Source organism: Thalassotalea algicola, assembly GCF_012932965.1.
Lineage (GTDB): Bacteria > Pseudomonadota > Gammaproteobacteria > Enterobacterales > Alteromonadaceae > Thalassotalea_F > Thalassotalea_F algicola.
The window spans coordinates 381,092-403,920 of record NZ_JABBXH010000003.1 but is presented as its reverse complement, the minus strand read 5'-3'; the positions used below and the strand labels follow the sequence as shown (position 1 = coordinate 403,920).

The following is a 22,829-nucleotide window of genomic DNA, read 5'->3' as shown; positions in this document are numbered from 1 at the left end:
TCGATATGGAGATCTTGGTTAAATATGAACACTACTGGTATTGCGGAACTATTAACATTAGTTCTTTTTATAATTACCTTAGCAATTGTTGTTAGAAGTAAAACAAGCAGTAATGATAAACTGATTTGGTTTATTCTTTCTTTTGCTTTTCCTTTTGTTGGTTTTGTCGTTTTTTATTTCTTTAGGGTCAAAAGCAAAGACTAGAAATATAAACCTATCTTGTGATGGGATAAATCCATCTAGCAAGGTACTCAAAAGGAAGCAAAACGCTTGGCTTGTGCTCCTTCGTCGCTAATTTTAGCCAAGCATTACCAGCCCCTTATTGGGGCGTTATGCAGAAAGCAAAATTTTGGTGATAATCATCCATTATGCAAAAGGAATTAATTATGCTCAAAGAAGTTCAAGGTAAGAATGTTGTAATCGCACTAGGTACTACCGACTTTAGCAATGTTGTTAAAGGAGAAGTTATAGATGTCTCAGATAATTGGCTAAAAATACAAACCAAGAAAACTATTGAGTTCATAAGGGTTGAAGCAATAATTAAAATATCAGTACCATAAAACCTACTAATAATAGCTTGTACATCAATTCTGCATACCAAGAATTTAAAGCAGGACTGTAGTCTTCTTCCGTTTTAGTAGACACCTCCTCATTACATTGAGGAGGCTAACATACCTAAATATACCCGCCCTAAAAAGACATGGTTTTATCCTGTCGATTTCGAAATTAAAACAATGAACTAAACTTGAAGGGCAATGTAGTTTATAAGAAGCTGCTGAAGCACTCAGTGAAAATAGTAAACAGTTTATTGCGATGAACACCATACTATTCATTTAGATAGATTCATTGCGCAAATGCATGGAATAAGTGGTAACGTTGTCCAACAAGGTAGTTAAAGAAGGCAACAAGCAGTAGTTTTTCGCGCTTTGCAATGTCTTCTGTGTACGTGTTCCATTATTAAAGCAAGGAATTAATATGTCTAAAAATTGGAAGTGCCCAAAATGCGATTGCAGAGAATATGATACAGACACCATTGCAACAACAGGCAGTGGTTGGTCAAAAATATTTGATATGCAAAACCGAAAGTTTACTGCGGTAATATGCACTAACTGCACATATACTGAATTTTATCGCGGAAAAACCAGTACCCTAGGCAACGTATTCGATTTATTTACGCATTAGAAAATATCCAGAGCAATTAGCTGAAGCGACATGTAGGCACTAACACATCTAATATTGGCTGACACTTATTGCCTTATATGACGCCAAATCACCAAATAAATTGAGAAAATAAAAACCGACGTTCATTACCGACAGGCAGAATGCTATTTACTAGTCCATGAGGATAAAAGCTTTGGTAAAGCAGCTGTTTCAAAATACCTCTGATTAACAAACTATTCAGGCAGGGCCATAGCGAACAATTTAGTTTTTGGATATATGGATATGATGATAAATGAACTTGATAATTCGAATGTAGACGTTGCCAATCAAATTTTCACAGTTTTTCAAAACTCTTACCAAATTGAAGCACAGCTTATTGGTGTTAGTGAGTTTCCACCGCTGTCGCGAACCCTCAATGAAATTATGAATTCAGCAACACGTTTTTATGGCTGTTATGAAAATAGTTGTCTCGCTGGCGTAATAGAGATCGCCATAAAAGACAAACGCCTTGAAATTGATAGTTTAACCGTAGACCCTAACTACTTTAAAAAAGGAATAGCGAGTCAATTGATAGGATATGCTTTCGATTTTTTTGACTTTACCGAAGCAATTGTAGAAACAGCAGTTGCTAATGAGCCAGCCATTAAATTATATAAGAAACATGGCTTTGTTGAGTTTAAGCGATGGACGCCAAGTCATGGCATACAAAAACTAGCACTGTCTATAAAAAATACGCTTTAGCACCGAAGTTCAGTATAAATTTAGGTTTTACATAAAAATGTTCTACCCACCATTTATAAATAATGGGAAACTAGATTCGCCTCCCCGAGAGCGTTTAGTTAAAAAATAGTTGGCGATTTTAACCTTGTATAAAACGCTAGCCAACTAAATAGCCTGCTAGGAATTGAGGCATTACATACATAATGGAGATAACTTGTGCCAAAAAAATTGTTAGTTACAAGCCTTTTTGCGCTATGCCTTTCGGGGTGTGCTGAACGAACTATCGATATTATTGATAGCAAAGGTAAAGTCGTTGGCGGTTGCATTGCGGGATATGATTGGCACTTATACGGCTTGCAAGACTCTATCGATTATATGTTATACGTTTGCGCTAAAGATTCTCTCGCTAAAGGTTACACTATATCTGACGAGCGATTACTCACTTTGGACTACACCCTTCCTAAACCTCCTAACAACGAACCTTGGAATAAGAAAGTCGCGATGTCTCAGTTTCACGCAGGAAAAATTACGGAAAAAAAGTTAGGCTATATTCTTGCGGCAATAGAGTATGAATATCAGAAAATTGTTTGGGCCGCAGAAGATGATTTGGCTAACGGGAAAATAACACAAGCTGATTTTAACACTTTAGAAAAGAGCGCTAGGCGACTATGGCAAGGTGAATAGCTTGTTGGACGGTTCGTACTCACGCAGCGAATAGTATCTCCCCCAGCCAGTTCACCTAATGACAATGAATTGAAATGTGAAGTCAGGTTAAAAAATTAGGGTTGAATATTCAATCGCTTAAAGCTCTAATTAAGTTTCTTTATTCAAATTAATAATATAGACAAATCAAGCGTACAAAAGGATTGTTCATGTATAAAAAGTTATTCGCCGTCATTTTTTTACTTTTACCTTTGTTCCCTGCTCAAGCTATTGAGTTTACCGAAGGAGACTACTACGTAGAAATTAAAGGTAACGTAACAGCGCAAAAAGAAATTACCGAGTTTTTTTCTTTCTACTGCCCTGCTTGTTTCAAACAAGAGCCCTTTATGAACCAGCTAAAAATAGCGCTCCCCGAAGGTGCAACATTTAAGAAGAATCATGTTGATGGCATGCCGGGTAGAAATCCCGAAATAGAAAACTTATTAACGAAAGCATTAATTGCCGCTAAGCATTTAAACGTTGAAGACAAAATTGTTCCCGCTATTTTTAATTACATCCACCTCAATAAAGCTAACTTTAGTAATGAAAAAGACATTAAAAATTTGTTTGTAATTAATGATGTTGATGGTGACAAGTTCGACAAAGTGTTTTCGAGTTTTTCAGTGAATATGGGTGCAAAAAAAATGCAAAAGAACACCGAAAACATTCGAAGTCAAGGGTTTACCAGCGTACCAACCCTTATTATCAACGGTAAATATAAGCCTGTAACTAACAAAATTAAAACTATGGACGAATATAAGAACTTAGTGCTTTTTCTGTTAAACAAAACGGCATAGCTGTACAGTCTTCACCTGTTAATACTAACCTTATGTGAAAGGATATAGATGAACGTTCACGGAGAACTAACATTTGAATGGCTTAATAATGTACTTTATGTTCGTACATTCGGCCCTTTCAATGAAGAAGGTATCGTAAAAGCAGCTAATGCGTATTCAAACTGCCTTTCACAGCACGCAAAAGCGCACTACGCCATTATCGAAATTTGGGATAATGACAGCCTTGGTTCACCAGAGGTGATGGCAATGGTTGCAGACTTTTGGACGAACCATTTACAGGATAATTGCACTGCTATCGCTATAGTTGTTTCTAACTCGTTACAACTTGCACTTTGTCAAAAGTTGCTGCCGCCCTCGGGGAGTTCTTTTGGAAATGTTGCAGACGCTGAACTATGGGTCAATCGCATGCTAATACCAAACAACAATAATGAGTAAGCGACGGTGAGGTGTATTAATGAATATTGAACAAGCACAAAAAGACATGAGCTATGCCTATTTCGGAGGTGCAACCGGTGTATTAGTGTCTGGCTTAGTGTGGTGTATTGCCGGAACAGTTGCACTAACAATGACTCACTTAGCCAGTATGTTTACCTTATTTATTGGTGGTATGTTTATTCACCCATTAGCAATGTTGCTTTCAAAATTACTTAACCGCCCCGGTAATCACGATGCTAGAAACCCTTTAGGAAAGCTGGCGTTAGAAAGTACCGTTATCTTATTTGTTGGCTTATTTATCGCATTCTTTGTCGCAAAGCATCAAATTGAATGGTTTTATCCAATCATGTTACTAAGTATTGGTGTTCGTTATTTAATCTTCAATACGCTTTATGGCGCTAAAGTTTACTGGCTACTGGGCGTAATACTTATGATATCCGGCGTGTTATGTATTTTACTAGACGCTAATTTCGCTGTCGGTGCCTTTATTGGTGGCATTACAGAAGTACTTGTTTCACTGATTATTTTTACTCAATCAAAAGAGTTAGCGTTAGAAACCACTTAGCCAATAACGTATACATAAAAGGATTTAAGAGATGTACAGCAGAATTAGGTCGAGTAGGTGTCCTCGTTGTTATTTGCAAATTAATGATAGAGAGCCTTTTTGCCCTCACTGCAAGAATTTAAGTGAGGCTGACGCCAAAAAACTTAAGCCTAGCTTTAAGAAAACCTCACTCAAACTCAATAATGAGTTAGGTAAATCATTTAGAACATTAAGTTTGGTAACAATTATCTTTTTAATTTTGTTGGCTTTCATTTGAACATTCGTAATAAGCTTAGCAATTGCTAACAAAGCACTAGAACTATCGTTGATGGAACCTTCTGAACTCGCTAAGAAATACGATAAAATTGCTGGATGGTGGCATCAGCGCCACCAACATTCAAACTATGGCGTAAAGCAGTTTGAGCACGCGCTGAGCTTTTCTTCCGCTTGCAAAAGCGCCCTTGACGTAGGTTGTGGCGCGGGCGGCCGTTTTATAAGAATTCTTGAGAAACAAGGTTGCCAAATAACTGGCGTAGATGCCTCTACAGAAATGATTACTTTAGCGAAAGCTAATCATCCTCATCAGCGCTTTGTAGTTCAAGATATTTGTACGTGGAACTCTACCGAAAAGTTTGACTTCATCTACGCTTGGGACAGCATGTTCCACTTACCTTTATCACAACAAAAATCGGTCATTACGAAGTTATGTGGCATGCTAACTTCTGGCGGTATATTAATGTATACCTTTGGCAATGACATTGGTGCGCACACTGATAATTGGTTAGGTGATATCTTTTATTACAGTTCAATTGGCATAAATGAAAATATAAATACGCTTATCACTAACGGCCTCACGCCACTACATTTAGCATTGGATCAATACCCAGAAAAGCATGTGTATGTAATCGCGAAGAAGCCTTAATCTGTCTAGTGAATAACAATATTTAACACGATTAACTAAGGAAAAATAATAAACAATGTACTCAGGCAAGTGTTTATGTGGGCAAGTTGAAATACAAATCCACGGTGGAATTAGCGACATCATTCATTGTCATTGTTCTTTATGTAGAAAAAACAGTGGTACGGCGTATGCTACAAATGGCTTTATTCAAGCCAAAGACTTTACAATAATTAAAGGTAAAGAAAGTTTAAGTAAGTTCTCTTTTAAACCGGGAAAAAATCGCCATTTTTGTTCGCATTGTGGTTCACCGGTGTATAGCTCGAATGAACAAGACCCAGAACGTTATAGATTAAGACTAGGCATTTTAGATACAGCTATTGTTGAAAAACCTATTTCTCATAATTTTGTTTCTTCAAAAGCAAATTGGGAAGATCTTGATGCTAAACTACCAAGATATGACGCTTTCGAACCTAACCGAAAATAACAATTCTATTGAATAACTTAGGACTTGATATGTTGATGCTAATAACGCTTGGGGCAATTTGGGCACTACTTATGTGTCGTTCTTGTATTGCAGAATACAACTATTATCAATCAGTAAAAACGCTAGAGCCAGATATTTGGCAGCAACTTGGTTCTCCTAAGTTCTTGAAAGTGCCAATGGTATTTGTATCACCTAAAGGTGCAAAACTGTTAAAAAATGCCTCCAACGAGCAGGTATTGAAACTTGCTGCCACGTATAGGCAAGCAGGACTACAGTTTTTATCCTTTGTGGTCTTAGCCTTAGTGGTAAGCATTATTTATTTTAAAATGGCTTAGTTATTTGCAAAGTAATTGCTTGATATATTTATTCGATGAAAGCAGTTACTTGAATTAGATAATCCAACCAATTACTAAAATTGCCACATTCGTTAATTTTTCAGCTCATATTAGGAAGAGCATCAATGATAAAAAAAATAGCAGTTCTTTTATTCATATTGTCAGCTAACGCATATGCTGAAAAACCAGTCATAAGTTATGATAAAACAATGACTGTCGACGGTTACGATTTAAGCTATACGTGTAGAGGTGATGGACACCCTATTACCATATTAGAGCCTCCTTCAGGAATTGCGTCTGAAGAGGCTTTAGACAATTCAATGATTTTCACTTTAAGTATATTAAAAACTTAATGCTCTTAACCAAAAACACTCATCACATGCTTGCCCCAAATAGCAGACACCTTATTCTGGATCACGAACCGGAAGTGGTGATTGACGCCTTTAATAAGCTCGAACAATTAATAAAAATTGGCGAATAAACGTTATTTATCTCTTATTAATAATTAGGAATATGAATGCCACACTTTGTAATGGACTGTTCCAATACCGTCCTTAATTCTTACGATGAAACTTACATTATCGAACAAATTTATCTGGTAGCTAACGAGTCTGGCCTATTTGCAGCCAACGACATTAAAGTCAGATTGAACCCTTTTACGACATATTCTGTCGGTAATAAAACTGAAGATTTCATTCATATCTTTGCTCACATAATGCAAGGGCGAACTACTGAGCAAAAGGCAAACTTGTCACAACAACTGGTTGCAAGGTTAGTTACTTTATTTCCTGACATTCCGAATATTGCAATGAATATTAGTGATTTCGAGAAAGCAACTTATTGCAATAGAAACATGTTATAACTCACCTAAACTCTGTCAATGTACAATTATGAATAAGCAATCAATTCCATTATTTGTTGGTGTTATCTCAAGTATTATCATTATTTTACTGATAAACGATTTTACGGTTGTTGATGACTGCCTTAACCATAGTGGCAGTTTTAACTACAAAACAGGCCAATGTGAGCTAGCTAATGGTGAAATACACAAAGCAAGCTTTACCAACTATTTAGTCGCAATGTACTTTGTAGTTGGCATTGCACTCGCATTTGTAATTTCAAAGATTGTTAGGAAATTATTTAAGTTAAATACTTAATCACAACCTTAACAAAGTCATACATATGACAATTGCCCAAATTGGCAACATAAAAGTAGAGAACACAGTATGAATAACGAAATTCTTACGTTTTGGTTTAATGAAATATCGCCACAACAATGGTGGCAAAAAGATGATGAATTTGATGCACTAATTAAGAAACGATTTGAATCTATTCATCATAAAGCTGTCAATGGAGAATTAAGTCACTGGCGTGAAAGCGCCTTAGGTAGCTTGGCAGAAGTGATTGTACTTGATCAATTTTCACGAAATATCTATCGCGATAAGCCACAATCATTTGCCTTTGATTCTCTTGCCCTCGCCCTTGCCCAGAATGCAATTGCCAAAGGCTTTAACGCTGAACTTGACGAAACAAAGCGTAGTTTTTTATACCTACCATTTATGCATAGTGAGTCTTTAGTGATTCATGAACAGGCGGTTCATTTATATAAAGCATTAGGCAACGCTGCCAATTTGGAGTTTGAACTAAAACACAAAGCCATCATCGAACAATTTGGCCGTTATCCACATAGAAATGAAATCCTAGGACGAAAATCCACCGAAGCAGAAATTGAATTTTTGAAGCAACCGAACTCTAGTTTCTAGCGAACTGACTAGCTAAAAAATTCATTCAGGTAAAAATTAAGTGAAAATAAAACTGAAACTTATTGCAAAAATACTCGTCTCATTACTAGTCATTGTAGTTGGCGGGTACTATTTAAGTTACTTTTTACTGCCTAGCATTACCGTGTTTAATCACACTAGCGAAAAAATTAAGCAATTTGAAATTACCTTGCCAAGTAGTCATTTAGATTTCGGGAGTATTGCCCCTGGTACACAAAACACGCTTCACTATACATTAGCTCAAAAAGATGGTGTTTATCGTTATAAAACCTTGTTTGCTAGCGGCACTGAAGTGTCAGGTGAGTGTGGCTATTTGACTCACAATGAATTACATAAACGAGTCATTGTCATTATTAACATTAACAAAGAAGTCTCATGTGAATGGCAATAAAAAATAAATTCATTCTGTTATTTTAAAAGGAATATTAATGCAAACTAAACTTAAAAAGTCGGTCGTAATTACCAGTTCAATCTTCTTTGTTTTGGCGTTAGCTTTTTACGCGTCAATGGAAGATTATCAAAAGGAACGAATGTCTAAACTTATCAGCAATTTAATTGCAGGAACGCAAGCGACTGAATAATCAGTCTCTTCAAATACCTACAAGGACGTTCAACATGAAAAAAATTGGCTTAATTGGTGGTATGAGCTGGGAGTCTACCGAGTTATATTACCGCAAAATAAATTGTGAAATTAAGAACTTACTTGGTGGTCATCACTCTGCCGTTATAGCGTTGGAAAGCGTCGACTTTCAAGTGATCAAAGATATGCAAGATAAAGGTGACTGGCAAGGTGCTGCCGAAATTTTGAGTCTTTGTGCAAAGCGCTTAGAACGGTCTGGTGCAGATTTCATTTTAATTTGCACGAATACGATGCACAAAGTAGCGCCTGCTATAGCATCAGCAGTCTCTATTCCCCTGATTCATTTAGCCGACGCTACTGCAGAAAAAATAAAAACGTCAGGCTATCGTAATGTCGGTTTTTTAGGTACCAAATTCTCTATGGAAGATAGCTTTTACACTGGACACCTTAAAGACAAGCATCAATTAGACATTCTTGTTCCCAACGAGCGAGATAGAGAAATAGTTCATGATGTAATCTACAACGAGTTATGTTTAGGTAAAGTTAGCGAGCAATCACGACTTGAGTTTTTACGAATAATTCAGTCGCTTTATGATGCCGGTGCTGAATGTATTATCGAAGGTTGTACCGAAATTGTTTTATTAGTGAATCAAAGCCATACCAATATACCTTTATTTGACACGACAACTATTCATGCACAAAAAGCGGCATTATTAGCGATACAATAAACAATATTTAATCGTGCTAACCGGAACATGTAATTATATGAAGAAAAGCGCAGTAAACTCAGCATTAAATCACACATTGATACGGGAACAGCACTCACCAAAGCACATACAAACTCCCCCTAGAAAGAAAATGTTTGGTGGGTCTAGCTTTTACGGATTTATTCTTGGCGTGGCGGTAACATTTGGTATTACGGTTATGCTGATGTCGATGCTCAGCAAAGACAAAACCGCCGAGCAGCCAACTTATAACCAATTACCAACACCTGTTGACCTGGTAACGCCGACTTATCGGAACCATGTTGTTCGAGCAAATTTTGCTAACGTGTTAGCCATGGTAACGCCAGTAAAAATGCAAATTGCCACACATTATCAAATGACCGGCGAGTTTCCTCGTGGCAGAAATGATGTTGATATTCGTATGTTTGACTTAAACGAACACGAGTTAATCACTTCTTCAGAGATCACAAATCAAGCCGCTATCAAGATCAGCTTGTCGAAAGATTTTGGTCAAAACAAGAAACTTGTATTGCAACCAAAAGCCTCTAAAAATGGAGCGTTTATCAAATGGAATTGCTTAACTAACATCGACAAAAAATACCTGAACAATACTCAAATGTGTAATCACCACAAAATTTTATAAATTTATTTAAGGAACAGTTTAAATGGAATTGAAAACAATTAGCGCCAAAACAATTAATGGCATTGTCGAACGAACTCATAATGCCTTGGAAATGAGTCCTAACGGTAAAATACCAGGGCTATGGCAAAAATTTGATGAGTTAGTGCCGGTAGATTACCAACATGGTGAGCGGGTCTATGGTGTTTATTATGACTATGAGTCTGATCATACAGGTGAATTTAATGTTTTAGCGGGCTTTGACGGTGCAAACTTACCAACGAATGTTTCACTCACCAAAATAGACATCCCTAGTGGAAAATACTTAGTATTTAGCCAACAAGGTGAAATGCCACAAATTGCCATTGATGCGTGGACTGAGGTTTGGCAGTACTTCACTACCGGCGAAGCAAAACATCAGAGGCTTCATACCATTGATTTTGAATATTATCCTAACGGTAATAGCATCGAAGTATATATTGCCGTGGAATAAACACTCATTTATTCATCACTTTCATCTGCACAACACTCATCTTGCAAGAAGCTAATTACCGATAATAGTGTGTCATATTCTGCCGTACAAAATAGCGTGCGGCTTTCCCGCCGCTGCGACATTAAACCTGCAGAAACTAAACTTGATATGTGATGAGAAAGTGTAGATCCCGGTATTGATAGTTTTTCTTGTAGCTGTCCAACCGACACACCTTGATGCCCTGCTCTAACGACACTTTTAAAAATAGTTAATCGTGTTGTGTGGCCTAATTCTTTAAAAGCTTTAGCAATTAATTCAATATCCATTCGTTATATTTTCACACATTTCAATTCTACATATTTCGATATTACTAGAAATAACTTGAATTATCCATCTACACCATTTATATTTCGAATATTCCGGAAATATGGATTTGTTTAAATATGTTTAGTTTCGATAAAAACTCACTATTAGATACCGTCAATATGTTTGCGTTCTTGACGATTGAATTAACGTTATTATTCCTACTCATAAGTTACTTAGTGGGGATATTACAAATGTACATACCACCTGAAAAAATTCGCCACATTTTAAGTAGCAAGAATGGCAAAGGTTATTTCATCGCGGCGTTGTTGGGAGCAATTACACCTTTCTGTTCTTGTTCTACCATCCCATTTTTAAAAGGGTTATTAAGAGCTCAAGCAGGTTTTGGCACTATGATGGTATTTTTATTTGCTAGCCCACTGTTAAACCCAGTAATCATAGGTTTGTTCGCGATAACGTTTGGGCTTAATGTCACTATTTTTTACTTTGCTGTCGCTATGGGCGTATCGATAATAGCCGGAGTAACTTTAGAAAAGCTGGGGTTTGAACGATACATTAAAGCGAGTGTCTACCAAGTACCACAAAAGAGCCAATGCGGGGCGAGTTGTTCAGGTCAACAAACTCAGGCGAGTAAATGGATCGAAATCTGGTTAGCAACATGGCAAGACTTTAAGAAAGTGTCACCATATTTACTCGGCGGCATTGCCATAGGCTCTGTTATTTACGGCTTCCTACCAACCGAATTTGTTTCATCAATGGCAAGCGACAGTAACCCGCTTGCGGTTCCAATAGCTGCAATAATCGGTATTCCACTCTACATTAGGGCAGAAGCAGTGATCCCGTTAAGCGCGGCATTAGCAGCGAAAGGTATGGGCTTAGGAGCAGTGATGGCGTTAATCATCGGTAGTGCTGGCGCCAGCCTAACTGAAGTTATTTTACTTAAATCCATCTTTCAAAACAAAATGATAGTTACTTTTCTGGTAGTCATCATTTCAATGGCGATTATCGCTGGCTACATGTATCCTTTGTTGTTCTAACTACAAAGGATACATAGCTGAGCTAAAGGCTCGAAGGTAGGCAGCAGACATGAATAGACGGGCATTTATCATTAGTGCAGTTGTAGGGACTGCCGCTATTAGCTCTACAGGACTTGCTTGGCAGCTCATCGAACCAAATAATGAGCCACTCACTATTGCTACCTCGTTGGATAAACTTGAGTTGCTTTTACAAAACGAAGTCACTACTACGGGGCAATGGAGTCTATACCAAATTCTTGTCCATTGTGCGCAAAGTGTTGAATATTCAATGATCGGTTATCCTGAACATAAGTCACCCGTATTTAAAAACACTGTAGGTAAATTCGCATTTTCCGCATTCAGTGCAAAAAGGAGAATGGCTCACGGATTGAACGAGGCAATACCTGGTGCCCCTGAAATTTCAGGAGCTGCTGATCTACCTAGTGCCTTCGAGCGTTTTAAGCAATCATTACTCACTTTCCAAAATTATAAAGGTAAGCTCGCGCCGCACTTTGCCTATGGCGAATTAACTAAGATGCAATATGAACAAGCCCATGTGATGCATTTTAATAATCACCTCAATGAAATAATAATCGCATAACTACTATATTGAGGTTACCGAATAACATGAAATACTTTGCTTATGGCTCAAACATGTCATTCAATCGATTAAGTCAACGCACGCCAAGTGTTAAACGATTAGGCCGATATGCCTTAACAGATCACTCGCTAAAATTTCATAAAGCTAGTCATGATGGTTCCGGTAAATGTGACGCACACTACACCCGGAAAAGCAGCGATGAAATTATTGGGGCCCTTTATGAAATTAACGCCGATGAAAAACCAATTTTAGACAAAATAGAAGGCTTAGGGCTTGGTTACGAGCTGAAATGGGTAAAGGTTACCAACGAAGAAAATGAAACGATTGACGCTTTTATTTACTATGCAACCGATATAAATCCTGAACTTAAACCCTATAGTTGGTATTTAAACCATGTAATTGTTGGCGCCAAGGAAATTGATGTACCAATAGATTACCTAAAAACTATTGAACAAACCCCATTTATCGAAGATAGTAATGCCTCACGTGCACAACAAGAGTTTGATGTACACCGTTAATGACGGCGATATTAAAGAGATAGGGATATTATATTGGCCATAAAAGAAACTATCGCGGCAATTGGCACAACCGAAAAAGTGACTGCTGCTTTGCTTAAATGGATAGCTGGCAATCGGGGCTTTAAAAACACCGTAACCGTTGAATTAAAAGAAAATATCGAACTTATTCGATTGTACATAGATACAGGTGCAAATCCTAAGCAATTAGCCTTAAACTTAAAAGAAGATGCTTATCGTCACGCTTTGGCGGAAGGGTTTAACTTTAATAGTTTAAACAGTAAAAAAATAACTATCGATAGAGCGATTATCTCGTCACAATTAAACCAATATCAAGGGTGGGAAACCCAACAGCTTTTCGAAAATATTTACTCAAAAGTAGCAATCGTTAAGCAAGCTGCCAACATTGAGAATGCAAAAAAACCAATTAGATTAGGCGTTCGTCTTACCAATATATTCAAGTTAATGGTGTTACTTGCCAGCCATATTGGCAAGTAACATAATATTTTTCGCTAGCTAACTGTAAAATCAAATAATACTTCTAATCGCCCCTGACTAGATTCATTTTTTGGATAACGCCATTGGCTGAGGGCTTTTTGAGCCGCCCTTCTCAGCAAACGTTCACCTTGTGCTTGCTCAACTTTAATATTGATTACTTCACCTTTAGCATTAACTTCATAGCTCAACCTAACTACACCACTGGCTTTCTTTCTTGCTACACTTTTAGGGTATTCAGGCAGCACTTTCAATAAAGGGATTAGCTGCTGTACATTTGGTTTAGCTACCTCAGGGATAACTAATGAATTAATGTCTTCATTTGCTTGTTGAAAATCTTTAGCTGCGTGAATTTTTTCAGTGCCATTTGGCATCGAACGAGTCTCTATCGGCCTTATAACAATTTTTGGAATAGGTGGTAGCGATGTCTTGATTGTTATGGGCTCATCCAAATCAGGTGAGGCAATTTCTACAGGCAAAAGTGTTGCCGTACCATCAATCACAGGTGGCTGGACCTTAGGCGCTGCGAAGTGAGTAATTAATGCAAGCACGCCAAATGAGGCAACACCGCCAAACAGACTTAAAACAGCAAACTTTAAGTACCTAGGTACATAAACGCCTTTACCTTCACTTTTAAGCACATCGATTGGTGGGGCTTTTACCAGTTCTTTTCGTTGGCGATAAAGCTCATTCAATTCTTGTTCAAATTCATTGTTTTTCATAAATTAACTCATTAGCCTTTTTAAATTGGCTTTGGCATAACGTATTCGACTTTTTATTGTCTCAAAGCTTTCGTCGGTGATTTCACATATTTCCATTAATGAAAACCCTTCCTGCTGAAAAATAAATGCTTCTTTTTGGGCAAATGAGAGCTTGCTTAGTGCCCAATTAAATTTGCCGAGCCTATCGTCAAATACTTTTATTTCTAGTGGCACTTCCAGTTCAATTGTATGTTCTTTTAATTCTTCGTAACGCCAACGGTTGAGCCTTCTCAGTTCATCGATGAGAGAATTTCGAGCCACTTTAAACAACCAAGATTTGACCACAATATCACTTGTTTGAGGGGTATCCATTTTAAGTACCTTCAACCAAACTGTTTGGATAACATCCTCAGCAGTGCTAGCGTCAGTTAACGTGAGTAGATAGTGAAACAATGGCTGATTAAATAGCTGAACAAGAGAAGCCAAATATTCTGGCTTCCTTGTTCGGTAAAACTTTCGCCAAAGATACTCTGGCGAAGTTCCTGTCGATAATAATCCTTTTATTTTTGAGGGTAACTTCAAAAACAACTCCTAACTGCTTTGTGACATATTAAACTCTAACAACACGGAAAGATTATGTTGAACTATTGGCTTACCATCAACGATTTTAGCGCGATATTTCCATCTTCTTAACGCCTGCGTTGCCGCCTTATTGAATATACGCTTAGGCTCGGCATCCGTAACTTTAACATTAACCACTTCTCCTATTTCATTAATGTCAAAACTCAAACTAACCCAACCTTCAATGCCATCGCGAGCTGCGGGTACTGGGTATTTAGGATTTACGCGAACTATTGGACGAGCATCGCCATCTGGCGCAACGTTAAACTTATTACCAATGCCAATATCTGTTTTTATCTTCAACCCTGTAGGTTGGTATCCCGGCAATATAGCATCGCTAACCTCACTAACCATTTCGTTTTGTACTCGTGGGAGCTGTTGAGGTGGTGGCGGTGTTAGCTTTGGACGCTCTCTAGGTACCACTTTTGGCTCATCTGGTGTTTGAAGTACGGTAATAACCGGCGGCTTTTCCGTGTCTTGCCAATTTAAGTCATCACTGGAGATTAATTTTGCCATAAATACAAAAAGGGCAAATGTCGTGGCTACTCCTAACCCAATCGAACTGATTAATTTATTCATGTTAATTCCTACCATATTGATTTAGTTGCCGCCTGTGCACAGGACATAAAGTTACTAGCTAGGAAACATAACGCTTCAGTAATAAAACGAATGGTAGATAAAAATGGGGTTAAAAAATTTTAGCAAAAAAAATCCGAGTCTCAATTTGCAATGAGACTCGGATTATATTGAAATCAATGACCTATAATTTAAGGCATCATTTCTTCTTGGTCTGCACCTTCTTTTTCAATCACTTCTGGAATTAAGTCTTCTTTTGAAATACCAAATGCCAATGCAACAGAGCTTGCGATATAGATTGAAGAGTATGTACCAACAAATACACCAAATAGTAATGCTGTAGCAAAACCATGGATTAGCGCACCACCTTTAAAGAATAGTGCAGCTAATACTAATAGCGTTGTTATTGAAGTAATAAAAGTACGGCTTAACGTTTGCGTTAATGAGATATTAATTATCTCTTCAGGGCCGCCTTCACGTACTTTGCGGAAATTCTCACGAATACGGTCAGATACAACAATGGTATCGTTTAGTGAGTAACCTATAACCGCAAGTATCGCGGCAAGTACCGTTAAATCGAACTCTATTTGCAATACCGAGAATAAACCTAAGGTTAACAATACATCGTGAAATAATGCGAATACTGAACCAACAGCAAAGCGCCATTCAAAACGGAATGCAACATACACTAAGATACAAATTAATGCAGTTAGCATAGCAAGGCCACCTTGCTCGGTTAATTCGCCACCAACACTAGCACCAACAAATTCGATACGGCGCATTTCAACATTTACGCCCATACCTTCTTTTAAGATATCTAAGATCTCATTACCTAGCATTTCAGCTTTTACGTTAGGGCGTTCCCCCATACGGATAACAACATCACGACTAGTACCGAAAAGCTGCACTACAGCATCATCAAATCCGTTAGCATCTAGTACTTCACGCATTTTCTTTAAGTCGGCGGCTTGTTCAAAGCCTACTTCAACTTTCACACCACCAGTAAAATCTAAACCAAAGTTCAATTTGTTTGTTGCAAGCGAAGCTATCGCCGCCAACATTACAATAATACTTAGGATCATTGCCGGTTTGCGTATACGCATGAAGGCAACAGTTTCATTTAATTTTAAAATTTGCATTTCACTATCACCTAGATACTTAATTTATCAAGGCGTTTACCGCCCCAAACTGCGTTTACTACGGTACGTGTACCAACAATCGCTGTGAACATTGACGTAATAATACCGATTGAAAGTGTTACCGCGAACCCTTTGATCGGACCCGTGCCTACAGCAAATAGAATGAATGCAGCAATTAACGTCGTAATATTTGCATCTAAAATGGTTGAGAAAGCTGCGTCATAACCTTGATGAATTGATTGCTGCACTGATTTACCGCTGCGCAATTCTTCTCGGATACGTTCAAAGATTAGTACGTTTGCATCGACCGCCATACCAACGGTTAAAACGATACCCGCCATACCTGGTAGCGTTAATGTAGCGCCTGGGATCATCGACATTACACCAACAATCATAATTAAGTTAGCACCTAACGCTAAGTTAGCTACTACACCAAATGCCCGGTAGTAAATCATCATAAAGATAAATACTAATGCAAAACCACCAACAATTGCTTGGAAGCCTAACTTAATGTTTTCTGCACCTAATGAAGGACCAACAGTACGTTCTTCAACAATTTGGATAGGCGCGATTAACGCACCCGCGCGAAGTAGCAATGCTAAGTTATGCGCTTCTTGTTGAGAACCTGCACCAGTAATACGGAAGCTTTTACCTAAACGTGCTTGTATAGTCGCAACCGAGATTACCTCTTCCACTTTTTCAAAGATCATATTGCCTTCGGCGTCTTTTCTATCAGTACCTTTGTACTCGATAAATACCGTTGCCATAGGTTTGCCAATATTGTCTTTCGTCGCATTAGAGAACTTACTACCACCTGGCGAATCAAGGGTAATATTAACTTGTGGACGACTATATTCGTCAAAACCAGAGTTGGCATCAACAATATGATCACCAGTTAACATAATGCGCTTTTTCAATAGCACCGGCGTGCCGTTGCGCTCATAAAGTAATTGAGAGCTAGCAGGTACTCGGCCGTCTAACGCATTTGAAATATCGTTGTCTGAGTCAACCATTCTAAACTCGATCGTTGCCGTCGCATTTAAAATTTCTTTGGCTTTAGCTGTGTCTTGTACACCTGGTAACTCAATAACAATGTGTTTTTGACCCTGACGTTGTACTAATGGCTCAGCTACACCTAATTCGTTCACACGATTACGAATAATGGTAATATTTTGCTGAAGCGCATATTCACGAATTTCTTTTTGCTTTTGCTCAGTCATCGTTGCTTTAAGTGTCAATGCGTCTTCATCAATTGTGAATAACAAGTCGCGATTTTGCTTACTTAAAAAATCTTCTGCTTTTTCGATGTCTTCTACATTGCGGAATATAACTTTAACTGCATCACCATCAGCCTTTACGCTGCGGTAGCGAATTTTTTCGCCACGTAATTCACTGCGAAAATCACCTACTAAGCCAGTTTGTGCTTTGTTAACCGCTTCTTTCATGTTCACTTCCATTAAGAAGCTCACACCACCACTTAAGTCCAAACCTAACTTCATTGGCGTTCCACCAACGGCCGCTAACCAATCTGGAGTAGCGGGTGTTAAGTTAAGTGCAACAGAGTAGTCTCGACCGTAAGTGTCGTCTAATAAGTCACGGGCTTTAAGTTGATTCTCAGTGTCTTTAAAACGAGCTAACACTTGACCGTCTTCTAATGCGACGCTCATGGTTTCAATGTTATTTTCATCCAGCTGAGATTTAATTTGATCCAGTGTCGAAGCATCTACTTCAACACCTCTTAACCCAGAAACCTGAACTGCTGGGTCTTCACCATAAAGGTTTGGTGAAGCATACAAAGCACCAATAGTAATCACAAAGATTACTAGTAGTGTTTTCCATAAAGGCGTTTTATTTAACACAATGTTTCCTTAGTACGAAAAAAGCCTCGATTAGAGGCTTTTCATTGTTCCTTTTGGCAATACTGCACTGATAGAAGCTTTTTGAACCGTTACTTCAGTAGTCTCTGCTATTGAAATAACTACAAAGTCTTTTTCATCAGATACTTTAGTCACTTTACCAACTAGTCCGCCTTGCGTTAGCACTTCATCACCTTTTGATAATGCTGACATTAACGTCTTGTGCTCTTTTACACGCTTAGCTTGCGGACGGTAAATCATAAAGTAAAACACTAAACCAAATACCGCTAACATGATTAACATTTCCATGCCGCCACCTTGTGGTTGTGCTTGGGCAAATACTGTACCTAAAGTTAGACTCATAATTTCCTCTACTTCTAATCGTTATAAATTAAATTTTTTTCTATATGGGCAAACGCTTAAACTTGCTCACTACCTTCAGCTAATGGAGGGACCGGTAAACCACGTCGCGCATAAAAATCCGCTACAAAGTCGTCCAATGTACCTGCCTCAATAGCATCACGCAATCCTTTCATGACTCGTTGATAAAAACGTAAGTTATGAATAGTGTTTAACTGCGATCCTAAAATCTCATTACACTTATCTAAATGATGTAAATAAGCCTTCGAATAATTCTTACAGGTATAGCAATCGCACTCGGTATCTAGTGGCCCTGTATCCGTTTTATTTTTAGCGTTTCGGATTTTAACCACACCGTCTGATACAAATAAGTGACCATTTCGTGCATTACGCGTTGGCATAACACAATCAAACATATCAATACCACGACGCACACCTTCAACTAAGTCTTCAGGTTTGCCTACTCCCATCAGATATCGGGGCTTATTCTCAGGGATCAAGGGGGTGGTATGATCTAAAATTCGCACCATATCTTCTTTCGGCTCACCTACCGATAAACCACCGATAGCATAACCGTCAAAATCAATCGCTTTTAAGCCATCAATCGACACTTCTCGTAAGTCTTCATACATGCCACCTTGTACAATACCAAACAACGCGTTTGGGTTACCTTGGTGCGCATCTTTACTACGCTGTGCCCATCGTAGCGATAACTCCATAGAATCTTTCGCTTCTTTATGAGTCGCAGGGTAAGGAGTACATTCATCAAATATCATCACAATATCTGAACCTAGTGCTCGCTGAACTTCCATTGAACGCTCTGGCGTCAGCATGATTTTTTCACCATTTACTGGTGATGAAAACTTAACGCCTTCTTCAGTGATTTTTCGCATTTTGCCAAGACTAAATACTTGGAAACCACCTGAATCAGTTAGAATCGGTTTATCCCAGTTAATAAAGTCATGCAAGTCACCGTGCTGTTCAATAATGTCAGTACCTGGACGTAGCATTAAGTGAAAGGTATTACCTAAAATAATTTCGGCACCGATTTCTTCAACTTCATCAGTTTTCATACCTTTTACTGTGCCGTATGTTCCCACTGGCATAAAAGCAGGTGTTTCAACAGTGCCGCGTTCAAAGGTCAAACGACCACGACGAGCTTTACCGTCTTTCTTAATTAAATCGTATTTCATTTTATTCTCCGCCCACCGGTAAAACAGACCAGCGGCTTAAAGTTAATAATTGTTCACACGTTGACAAGCTCAGTGTGAACATACTTGTATATTGTTACTTAATATCTCAGTTTTTTATGCTGGGCTTCTCACAGTATTATGCGCCGCTCGATGCCTTAGTCAAAAACATCGCATCGCCATAAGAAAAGAAGCGATATTTTTCTTCAACCGCGTGCTGATAAGCATTCATCATATGCTCGTAGCCACTAAACGCACTTACCAGCATAAGTAATGTTGATTCAGACAAATGGAAGTTGGTAATCAAGCAATCAACCACTTTAAAGTTATAGCCTGGCGTAATAAAAATATCGGTATCTTGATAAAATGGAATGATGAGTTTGCCTTGTTCATCAGCCGCTTTGGCAGCACTTTCAAGACTGCGCATAGATGTTGTGCCTACCGCAACAACTCGACCACCATTGGCTTTAGTTTGTTCAATTTTGTCAACGACATCGCTTGGCACTTCAACATATTCAGCATGCATAACATGATCGGCGATTTCATCTACTTTAACTGGCTGAAAAGTACCAGCGCCAACATGCAATGTAACAAAGGCTAATTCAACACCTTTGGCTTTAATTTGTTCGAGCAATGCATCATCAAAATGCAAACCTGCTGTTGGTGCCGCTACCGCTCCTGGCTTTTCGTTATAAACGGTTTGGTAACGTTCTTTATCAGACTCTTCATCTGGTCGGTCAATATAGGGCGGTAAAGGCATATGGCCAATACGTTCTAAAATATCGAGTACATTTTCTTGAGACTCAAATTTAAGCTCAAATAATGCATCGTGACGGGCTACCATTGTTACGTGCACGCTGTCTTCTAATATAATCTCACTACCTGGCTTAGGTGACTTGCTACAACGAACATGTGCTAACACGCTATGTTCGTTCAGAATGCGCTCTACTAATACTTCGAGTTTGCCTCCGGATGCTTTTTTACCAAACATCCGAGCGGGAATAACGCGCGTATTGTTAAAAATCAGTAAATCGCCAGCGTTTAGTTTATCTAGCACGTGAGTAAAAGTACCATCTTCAATAGCACCTGAATCACCATCTACGGTCATTAAACGACTAGCAGTTCGGTCACTTTTTGGGTAGCGAGCGATTAACTCTTCCGGTAAATCAAAGGCAAAATCAGAAACGCGCATAGTAATATTATATTAACCAACAAAAAAACCGCGTAAGTCTAGTGCCGAGGCGGCGGAAATTCAAGCAATATTAACCTTGTTGATGATCAATATTTAGCAAAATAAACAGGACGATTTTATTATCTTGCGTTATGCTCAATGAATAGGCTTATCTGGTCTAACCAGAAAAACAAAAATTGGTTATAAAAATGAATAGTTTAGCGGTAGCAATTGCCAAAACCATTATCAACGGCTTCGAGCGACACCTTTACCTTTTTAACGAAATAACGCGCTCCGCCAAACAGCGATTTGAACAAGCTCAATGGCACGAAGTTCAAGAAGCATCAAAGCAACGCACCGATTTTTACGATCTTCGAATTAAAGAGACATTGATCACCATTGAAAAAGATTTCGCTATAACTGAACTAGACGAAACACTTTGGCAAGCTGTTAAAAAAGAATATATAGAGCAGCTGCTTTATCATAATAAATCTGATTTAGCCGAGAGCTTTTATAATTCGATATTCTGCCACCTATTTGAGCGCAAGTATTACCACAATGCCTTTATTTTTGTTGAATCTTCACAACAATGTTTAGAAAACTTAAAGAATAAAGTCATGTACACCCGATACGAGCCTGACGAGAAAGGCTTATATGACACTATTGCGACCATTTTAAACAAACCAGAATTTGAGCGCCCCTACCAAAACTTGAAACGCGATATTAATACTTTAATTGACCGCTTTTTAAGACAAGCGGACAAAACCCGCTACCCTGTGAGTCAAATGAAATTCGATATTTTAGATCCGGTATTTTATCGAAATAAAGGCGCCTATATAATTGGCCGTGTGGTTTCTCCTGGCGGTGAAACGCCATTTATTGTGGCACTACTAAACGATGAAGATGGCAATATTTATATTGATACCTTGTTAACAGACAAAGAACATATGGCGGTTGTCTTTGGTTTTGCTCGTGCTTACTTTTTTGTTGACTGTAAGTACTTACTACCACTAGTTAACTTCCTACAAGAGCTTATGCCTAGCAAAACCAAAGCAGAACTCTATGCCGCTGTTGGTTATCACAAGCAAGGCAAGACACAGTTTTATCGAGATTTCTTACATCACTTGGCTCAAAGTGACGATAAATTAGCATTGGCGCCAGGAATTAAAGGCATGGTGATGTCAGTATTTACCCTGCCCTCCTACCCTTATGTATTTAAAATAATTAAAGATAAATTTGCACCTAGCAAGAAAATGACTAAGCAAGATGTTAAAAGCAAGTATCGCTTAGTAAAACTGCATGACAGAGTTGGCCGAATGGCTGACACCATGGAATACTCAGAGGTAGCATTTCCAAAAGATCGTTTTTCAGACGAATTATTGGCTGAACTAGAACTAGTAGCCCCCTCACTAATTCGATACGAAGAGGATCTGGTTATCATTCAACACATGTATATTGAACGACGCATGACACCACTTAATTTGTATCTAGCAGATGCTAACGATGAAGAAATCAGTGATGCTTTGCTTGGCTACGGTACTGCGATAAAACAACTTATTGCCGCCGATATTTTCCCAGGCGATATGCTACTGAAAAATTTTGGTGTTACCCGCCATGGCCGAGTAATCTTTTACGATTATGATGAAATCACTTACATGGATGAGGTGAACTTTAGAGTTAAGCCTCAACCCAAAACCGAAGAACAAATTTATGCGGCAGAGCCTTGGTATACCGTTGAGCCAGGTGATATGTTTCCAGAAGAGCTCGCCACTTTTGCATTGGCTAACCCTAAGTATCGTAAAGCATTTTTAGTTCATCACCCCGAATTACTGGAAGCCAGTTATTGGCAACAAGCACAGCAAAATGTTGCCAACGGCATTGTAGAGGATGTTTTTCCCTATCCGGACGATATAAGGTTTTATCACACCAAACCTGCCACTAATCACAGTTAACTACACAAAATGTAGATTTAGACATACCTTGTTACATAGTGCCCGCGATTTGGTAA

At 38.4% G+C, this 22,829-nt stretch carries 34 protein-coding genes; 25 read left to right on the top strand and 9 right to left on the bottom strand.

Features of this window, described 5'->3' with window-relative positions; translation table 11 throughout:
• Positions 1-24: 24 nt before the first annotated feature.
• The 20 genes from HII17_RS19390 to HII17_RS10470 all read left to right on the top strand — a co-directional run bounded on the left by HII17_RS19390 (position 25) and on the right by HII17_RS10470 (position 10,277).
• Positions 25-204 carry a PLDc N-terminal domain-containing protein gene (locus HII17_RS19390; protein ID WP_169075334.1) on the top strand — a complete coding sequence of 60 codons (180 nt, stop codon included), beginning with the start codon at positions 25-27 and terminating at the stop codon, positions 202-204.
• Between the two features lie 182 nt (positions 205-386).
• Entirely contained in the window at positions 387-560 is a 174-nt protein-coding gene (locus HII17_RS10560; protein ID WP_169075333.1) for a DUF6897 domain-containing protein, read from the top strand.
• A gap of 415 nt (positions 561-975) precedes the next feature.
• Positions 976-1,182: a zinc ribbon domain-containing protein gene (locus HII17_RS10555; RefSeq protein ID WP_169075332.1), complete on the top strand. Its 207-nt coding sequence runs from the start codon at positions 976-978 to the stop codon at positions 1,180-1,182.
• Between the two features lie 264 nt (positions 1,183-1,446).
• Positions 1,447-1,902, top strand: a complete 456-nt coding sequence (locus HII17_RS10550) for a GNAT family N-acetyltransferase (protein ID WP_169075603.1) — start codon at positions 1,447-1,449, stop codon at positions 1,900-1,902.
• Positions 1,903-2,097: 195 nt separating this feature from the next.
• On the top strand, positions 2,098-2,565 hold the full coding sequence (locus HII17_RS10545; protein ID WP_169075331.1) for a hypothetical protein: 468 nt from the start codon (positions 2,098-2,100) through the stop codon (positions 2,563-2,565).
• 188 nt (positions 2,566-2,753) lie between these two features.
• Positions 2,754-3,380, top strand: coding sequence for a thiol:disulfide interchange protein DsbA/DsbL (locus tag HII17_RS10540; protein ID WP_169075330.1), 627 nt, complete (start codon positions 2,754-2,756; stop codon positions 3,378-3,380).
• A 48-nt stretch (positions 3,381-3,428) separates the two neighbouring features.
• The gene (locus HII17_RS10535) at positions 3,429-3,815 is read left to right on the top strand and encodes a hypothetical protein (RefSeq protein ID WP_169075329.1); all 387 of its coding nucleotides are present in this window, start codon (positions 3,429-3,431) and stop codon (positions 3,813-3,815) included.
• A 19-nt stretch (positions 3,816-3,834) separates the two neighbouring features.
• The gene (locus HII17_RS10530) at positions 3,835-4,380 is read left to right on the top strand and encodes a DUF7010 family protein (protein WP_169075328.1); all 546 of its coding nucleotides are present in this window, start codon (positions 3,835-3,837) and stop codon (positions 4,378-4,380) included.
• Between the two features lie 307 nt (positions 4,381-4,687).
• Positions 4,688-5,281, top strand: a complete 594-nt coding sequence (locus HII17_RS10525; RefSeq protein WP_169075327.1) for a class I SAM-dependent methyltransferase — start codon at positions 4,688-4,690, stop codon at positions 5,279-5,281.
• Between the two features lie 55 nt (positions 5,282-5,336).
• Positions 5,337-5,744: a GFA family protein gene (locus HII17_RS10520; protein ID WP_169075326.1), complete on the top strand. Its 408-nt coding sequence runs from the start codon at positions 5,337-5,339 to the stop codon at positions 5,742-5,744.
• Between the two features lie 29 nt (positions 5,745-5,773).
• Positions 5,774-6,079, top strand: a complete 306-nt coding sequence (locus HII17_RS10515; protein WP_169075325.1) for a hypothetical protein — start codon at positions 5,774-5,776, stop codon at positions 6,077-6,079.
• A gap of 125 nt (positions 6,080-6,204) precedes the next feature.
• On the top strand, positions 6,205-6,432 hold the full coding sequence (locus HII17_RS10510; RefSeq protein ID WP_169075324.1) for a hypothetical protein: 228 nt from the start codon (positions 6,205-6,207) through the stop codon (positions 6,430-6,432).
• A gap of 164 nt (positions 6,433-6,596) precedes the next feature.
• A complete protein-coding gene (locus HII17_RS10505; protein ID WP_169075323.1) occupies positions 6,597-6,941 on the top strand; it encodes a 5-carboxymethyl-2-hydroxymuconate Delta-isomerase in 345 nt (114 codons plus the stop codon).
• Between the two features lie 28 nt (positions 6,942-6,969).
• Entirely contained in the window at positions 6,970-7,236 is a 267-nt protein-coding gene (locus tag HII17_RS10500; RefSeq protein WP_169075322.1) for a hypothetical protein, read from the top strand.
• 69 nt (positions 7,237-7,305) lie between these two features.
• Complete coding sequence (locus HII17_RS10495) at positions 7,306-7,842, top strand: DUF924 family protein (protein ID WP_169075321.1); 537 nt, start codon at positions 7,306-7,308, stop codon at positions 7,840-7,842.
• A gap of 40 nt (positions 7,843-7,882) precedes the next feature.
• On the top strand, positions 7,883-8,251 hold the full coding sequence (locus HII17_RS10490; protein ID WP_169075320.1) for a hypothetical protein: 369 nt from the start codon (positions 7,883-7,885) through the stop codon (positions 8,249-8,251).
• A gap of 37 nt (positions 8,252-8,288) precedes the next feature.
• Complete coding sequence (locus HII17_RS10485) at positions 8,289-8,441, top strand: hypothetical protein (RefSeq protein ID WP_169075319.1); 153 nt, start codon at positions 8,289-8,291, stop codon at positions 8,439-8,441.
• A 34-nt stretch (positions 8,442-8,475) separates the two neighbouring features.
• Positions 8,476-9,168, top strand: coding sequence for an aspartate/glutamate racemase family protein (locus HII17_RS10480; RefSeq protein WP_169075318.1), 693 nt, complete (start codon positions 8,476-8,478; stop codon positions 9,166-9,168).
• A gap of 37 nt (positions 9,169-9,205) precedes the next feature.
• Positions 9,206-9,808: a pilin gene (locus tag HII17_RS10475; RefSeq protein ID WP_169075317.1), complete on the top strand. Its 603-nt coding sequence runs from the start codon at positions 9,206-9,208 to the stop codon at positions 9,806-9,808.
• 22 nt (positions 9,809-9,830) lie between these two features.
• Positions 9,831-10,277 carry a GyrI-like domain-containing protein gene (locus HII17_RS10470; RefSeq protein WP_169075316.1) on the top strand — a complete coding sequence of 149 codons (447 nt, stop codon included), beginning with the start codon at positions 9,831-9,833 and terminating at the stop codon, positions 10,275-10,277.
• An 8-nt stretch (positions 10,278-10,285) separates the two neighbouring features.
• On the opposite strand, the gene HII17_RS10465 is transcribed toward HII17_RS10470, so the two are convergent.
• Positions 10,286-10,582, bottom strand: coding sequence for an ArsR/SmtB family transcription factor (locus HII17_RS10465; protein ID WP_169075315.1), 297 nt, complete (start codon positions 10,580-10,582; stop codon positions 10,286-10,288).
• Between the two features lie 117 nt (positions 10,583-10,699).
• On the opposite strand from HII17_RS10465, the gene HII17_RS10460 reads away from it, so the two are divergent.
• The 4 genes from HII17_RS10460 to HII17_RS10445 are packed head-to-tail and all read left to right on the top strand — an operon-like array spanning position 10,700 to position 13,210.
• Positions 10,700-11,617 (top strand): permease, encoded by a 918-nt coding sequence (locus HII17_RS10460; RefSeq protein ID WP_169075314.1) that lies wholly within the window; start codon positions 10,700-10,702, stop codon positions 11,615-11,617.
• A gap of 49 nt (positions 11,618-11,666) precedes the next feature.
• The gene (locus HII17_RS10455) at positions 11,667-12,197 is read left to right on the top strand and encodes a DUF1569 domain-containing protein (protein ID WP_169075313.1); all 531 of its coding nucleotides are present in this window, start codon (positions 11,667-11,669) and stop codon (positions 12,195-12,197) included.
• 26 nt (positions 12,198-12,223) lie between these two features.
• A complete protein-coding gene (locus tag HII17_RS10450; RefSeq protein ID WP_169075312.1) occupies positions 12,224-12,715 on the top strand; it encodes a gamma-glutamylcyclotransferase family protein in 492 nt (163 codons plus the stop codon).
• A gap of 33 nt (positions 12,716-12,748) precedes the next feature.
• A complete protein-coding gene (locus HII17_RS10445) occupies positions 12,749-13,210 on the top strand; it encodes a hypothetical protein (protein WP_169075311.1) in 462 nt (153 codons plus the stop codon).
• 14 nt (positions 13,211-13,224) lie between these two features.
• Here HII17_RS10445 and HII17_RS10440 read toward each other — a convergent pair whose 3' ends face one another.
• From HII17_RS10440 to queA, 8 genes are all read right to left on the bottom strand, one after another.
• Positions 13,225-13,929 (bottom strand): energy transducer TonB, encoded by a 705-nt coding sequence (locus HII17_RS10440; protein WP_169075310.1) that lies wholly within the window; start codon positions 13,927-13,929, stop codon positions 13,225-13,227.
• 3 nt (positions 13,930-13,932) lie between these two features.
• Positions 13,933-14,490, bottom strand: a complete 558-nt coding sequence (locus HII17_RS10435; protein ID WP_169075309.1) for an RNA polymerase sigma factor — start codon at positions 14,488-14,490, stop codon at positions 13,933-13,935.
• Between the two features lie 9 nt (positions 14,491-14,499).
• On the bottom strand, positions 14,500-15,108 hold the full coding sequence (locus tag HII17_RS10430) for an energy transducer TonB (RefSeq protein WP_169075308.1): 609 nt from the start codon (positions 15,106-15,108) through the stop codon (positions 14,500-14,502).
• A gap of 188 nt (positions 15,109-15,296) precedes the next feature.
• Positions 15,297-16,244 (bottom strand): protein translocase subunit SecF, encoded by a 948-nt coding sequence (gene secF, locus HII17_RS10425; protein WP_169075307.1) that lies wholly within the window; start codon positions 16,242-16,244, stop codon positions 15,297-15,299.
• 11 nt (positions 16,245-16,255) lie between these two features.
• Positions 16,256-18,103 (bottom strand): protein translocase subunit SecD, encoded by a 1,848-nt coding sequence (gene secD, locus HII17_RS10420; protein WP_169075306.1) that lies wholly within the window; start codon positions 18,101-18,103, stop codon positions 16,256-16,258.
• A gap of 30 nt (positions 18,104-18,133) precedes the next feature.
• Positions 18,134-18,463, bottom strand: a complete 330-nt coding sequence (gene yajC / locus HII17_RS10415) for a preprotein translocase subunit YajC (protein WP_169075305.1) — start codon at positions 18,461-18,463, stop codon at positions 18,134-18,136.
• Between the two features lie 56 nt (positions 18,464-18,519).
• Positions 18,520-19,653, bottom strand: a complete 1,134-nt coding sequence (tgt, locus tag HII17_RS10410) for a tRNA guanosine(34) transglycosylase Tgt (protein WP_169075304.1) — start codon at positions 19,651-19,653, stop codon at positions 18,520-18,522.
• A gap of 136 nt (positions 19,654-19,789) precedes the next feature.
• Complete coding sequence (gene queA / locus HII17_RS10405) at positions 19,790-20,842, bottom strand: tRNA preQ1(34) S-adenosylmethionine ribosyltransferase-isomerase QueA (protein ID WP_169075303.1); 1,053 nt, start codon at positions 20,840-20,842, stop codon at positions 19,790-19,792.
• Positions 20,843-21,030: 188 nt separating this feature from the next.
• Here queA and aceK point away from each other — a divergent pair, with 188 nt between their 5' ends.
• Positions 21,031-22,773 (top strand): bifunctional isocitrate dehydrogenase kinase/phosphatase, encoded by a 1,743-nt coding sequence (gene aceK / locus HII17_RS10400; RefSeq protein WP_169075302.1) that lies wholly within the window; start codon positions 21,031-21,033, stop codon positions 22,771-22,773.
• Positions 22,774-22,829: the final 56 nt, after the last annotated feature.

Bases quoted from the DNA above. Each gene is read 5' to 3' on its own strand.
- HII17_RS10450 (WP_169075312.1), top strand. From the start codon at position 12,224: ATGAAATACTTTGCTTATGGCTCAAACATGTCATTCAATCGATTAAGT.
- yajC (WP_169075305.1), bottom strand. From the start codon at position 18,463: ATGAGTCTAACTTTAGGTACAGTATTTGCCCAAGCACAACCACAAGGT.
- secF (WP_169075307.1), bottom strand. From the start codon at position 16,244: ATGCAAATTTTAAAATTAAATGAAACTGTTGCCTTCATGCGTATACGC.
- HII17_RS10510 (WP_169075324.1), top strand. From the start codon at position 6,205: ATGATAAAAAAAATAGCAGTTCTTTTATTCATATTGTCAGCTAACGCA.
- HII17_RS10555 (WP_169075332.1), top strand. From the start codon at position 976: ATGTCTAAAAATTGGAAGTGCCCAAAATGCGATTGCAGAGAATATGAT.
- HII17_RS19390 (WP_169075334.1), top strand. From the start codon at position 25: ATGAACACTACTGGTATTGCGGAACTATTAACATTAGTTCTTTTTATA.
- HII17_RS10540 (WP_169075330.1), top strand. From the start codon at position 2,754: ATGTATAAAAAGTTATTCGCCGTCATTTTTTTACTTTTACCTTTGTTC.
- HII17_RS10480 (WP_169075318.1), top strand. From the start codon at position 8,476: ATGAAAAAAATTGGCTTAATTGGTGGTATGAGCTGGGAGTCTACCGAG.
- HII17_RS10465 (WP_169075315.1), bottom strand. From the start codon at position 10,582: ATGGATATTGAATTAATTGCTAAAGCTTTTAAAGAATTAGGCCACACA.
- HII17_RS10515 (WP_169075325.1), top strand. From the start codon at position 5,774: ATGTTGATGCTAATAACGCTTGGGGCAATTTGGGCACTACTTATGTGT.
- tgt (WP_169075304.1), bottom strand. From the start codon at position 19,653: ATGAAATACGATTTAATTAAGAAAGACGGTAAAGCTCGTCGTGGTCGT.
- aceK (WP_169075302.1), top strand. From the start codon at position 21,031: ATGAATAGTTTAGCGGTAGCAATTGCCAAAACCATTATCAACGGCTTC.
- HII17_RS10430 (WP_169075308.1), bottom strand. From the start codon at position 15,108: ATGAATAAATTAATCAGTTCGATTGGGTTAGGAGTAGCCACGACATTT.
- HII17_RS10455 (WP_169075313.1), top strand. From the start codon at position 11,667: ATGAATAGACGGGCATTTATCATTAGTGCAGTTGTAGGGACTGCCGCT.
- HII17_RS10525 (WP_169075327.1), top strand. From the start codon at position 4,688: ATGGAACCTTCTGAACTCGCTAAGAAATACGATAAAATTGCTGGATGG.
- HII17_RS10485 (WP_169075319.1), top strand. From the start codon at position 8,289: ATGCAAACTAAACTTAAAAAGTCGGTCGTAATTACCAGTTCAATCTTC.
- HII17_RS10505 (WP_169075323.1), top strand. From the start codon at position 6,597: ATGCCACACTTTGTAATGGACTGTTCCAATACCGTCCTTAATTCTTAC.
- queA (WP_169075303.1), bottom strand. From the start codon at position 20,842: ATGCGCGTTTCTGATTTTGCCTTTGATTTACCGGAAGAGTTAATCGCT.
- HII17_RS10475 (WP_169075317.1), top strand. From the start codon at position 9,206: ATGAAGAAAAGCGCAGTAAACTCAGCATTAAATCACACATTGATACGG.
- HII17_RS10460 (WP_169075314.1), top strand. From the start codon at position 10,700: ATGTTTAGTTTCGATAAAAACTCACTATTAGATACCGTCAATATGTTT.
- HII17_RS10495 (WP_169075321.1), top strand. From the start codon at position 7,306: ATGAATAACGAAATTCTTACGTTTTGGTTTAATGAAATATCGCCACAA.
- HII17_RS10530 (WP_169075328.1), top strand. From the start codon at position 3,835: ATGAATATTGAACAAGCACAAAAAGACATGAGCTATGCCTATTTCGGA.
- HII17_RS10440 (WP_169075310.1), bottom strand. From the start codon at position 13,929: ATGAAAAACAATGAATTTGAACAAGAATTGAATGAGCTTTATCGCCAA.
- HII17_RS10520 (WP_169075326.1), top strand. From the start codon at position 5,337: ATGTACTCAGGCAAGTGTTTATGTGGGCAAGTTGAAATACAAATCCAC.
- HII17_RS10500 (WP_169075322.1), top strand. From the start codon at position 6,970: ATGAATAAGCAATCAATTCCATTATTTGTTGGTGTTATCTCAAGTATT.
- HII17_RS10550 (WP_169075603.1), top strand. From the start codon at position 1,447: ATGATAAATGAACTTGATAATTCGAATGTAGACGTTGCCAATCAAATT.
- HII17_RS10535 (WP_169075329.1), top strand. From the start codon at position 3,429: ATGAACGTTCACGGAGAACTAACATTTGAATGGCTTAATAATGTACTT.
- HII17_RS10560 (WP_169075333.1), top strand. From the start codon at position 387: ATGCTCAAAGAAGTTCAAGGTAAGAATGTTGTAATCGCACTAGGTACT.
- HII17_RS10470 (WP_169075316.1), top strand. From the start codon at position 9,831: ATGGAATTGAAAACAATTAGCGCCAAAACAATTAATGGCATTGTCGAA.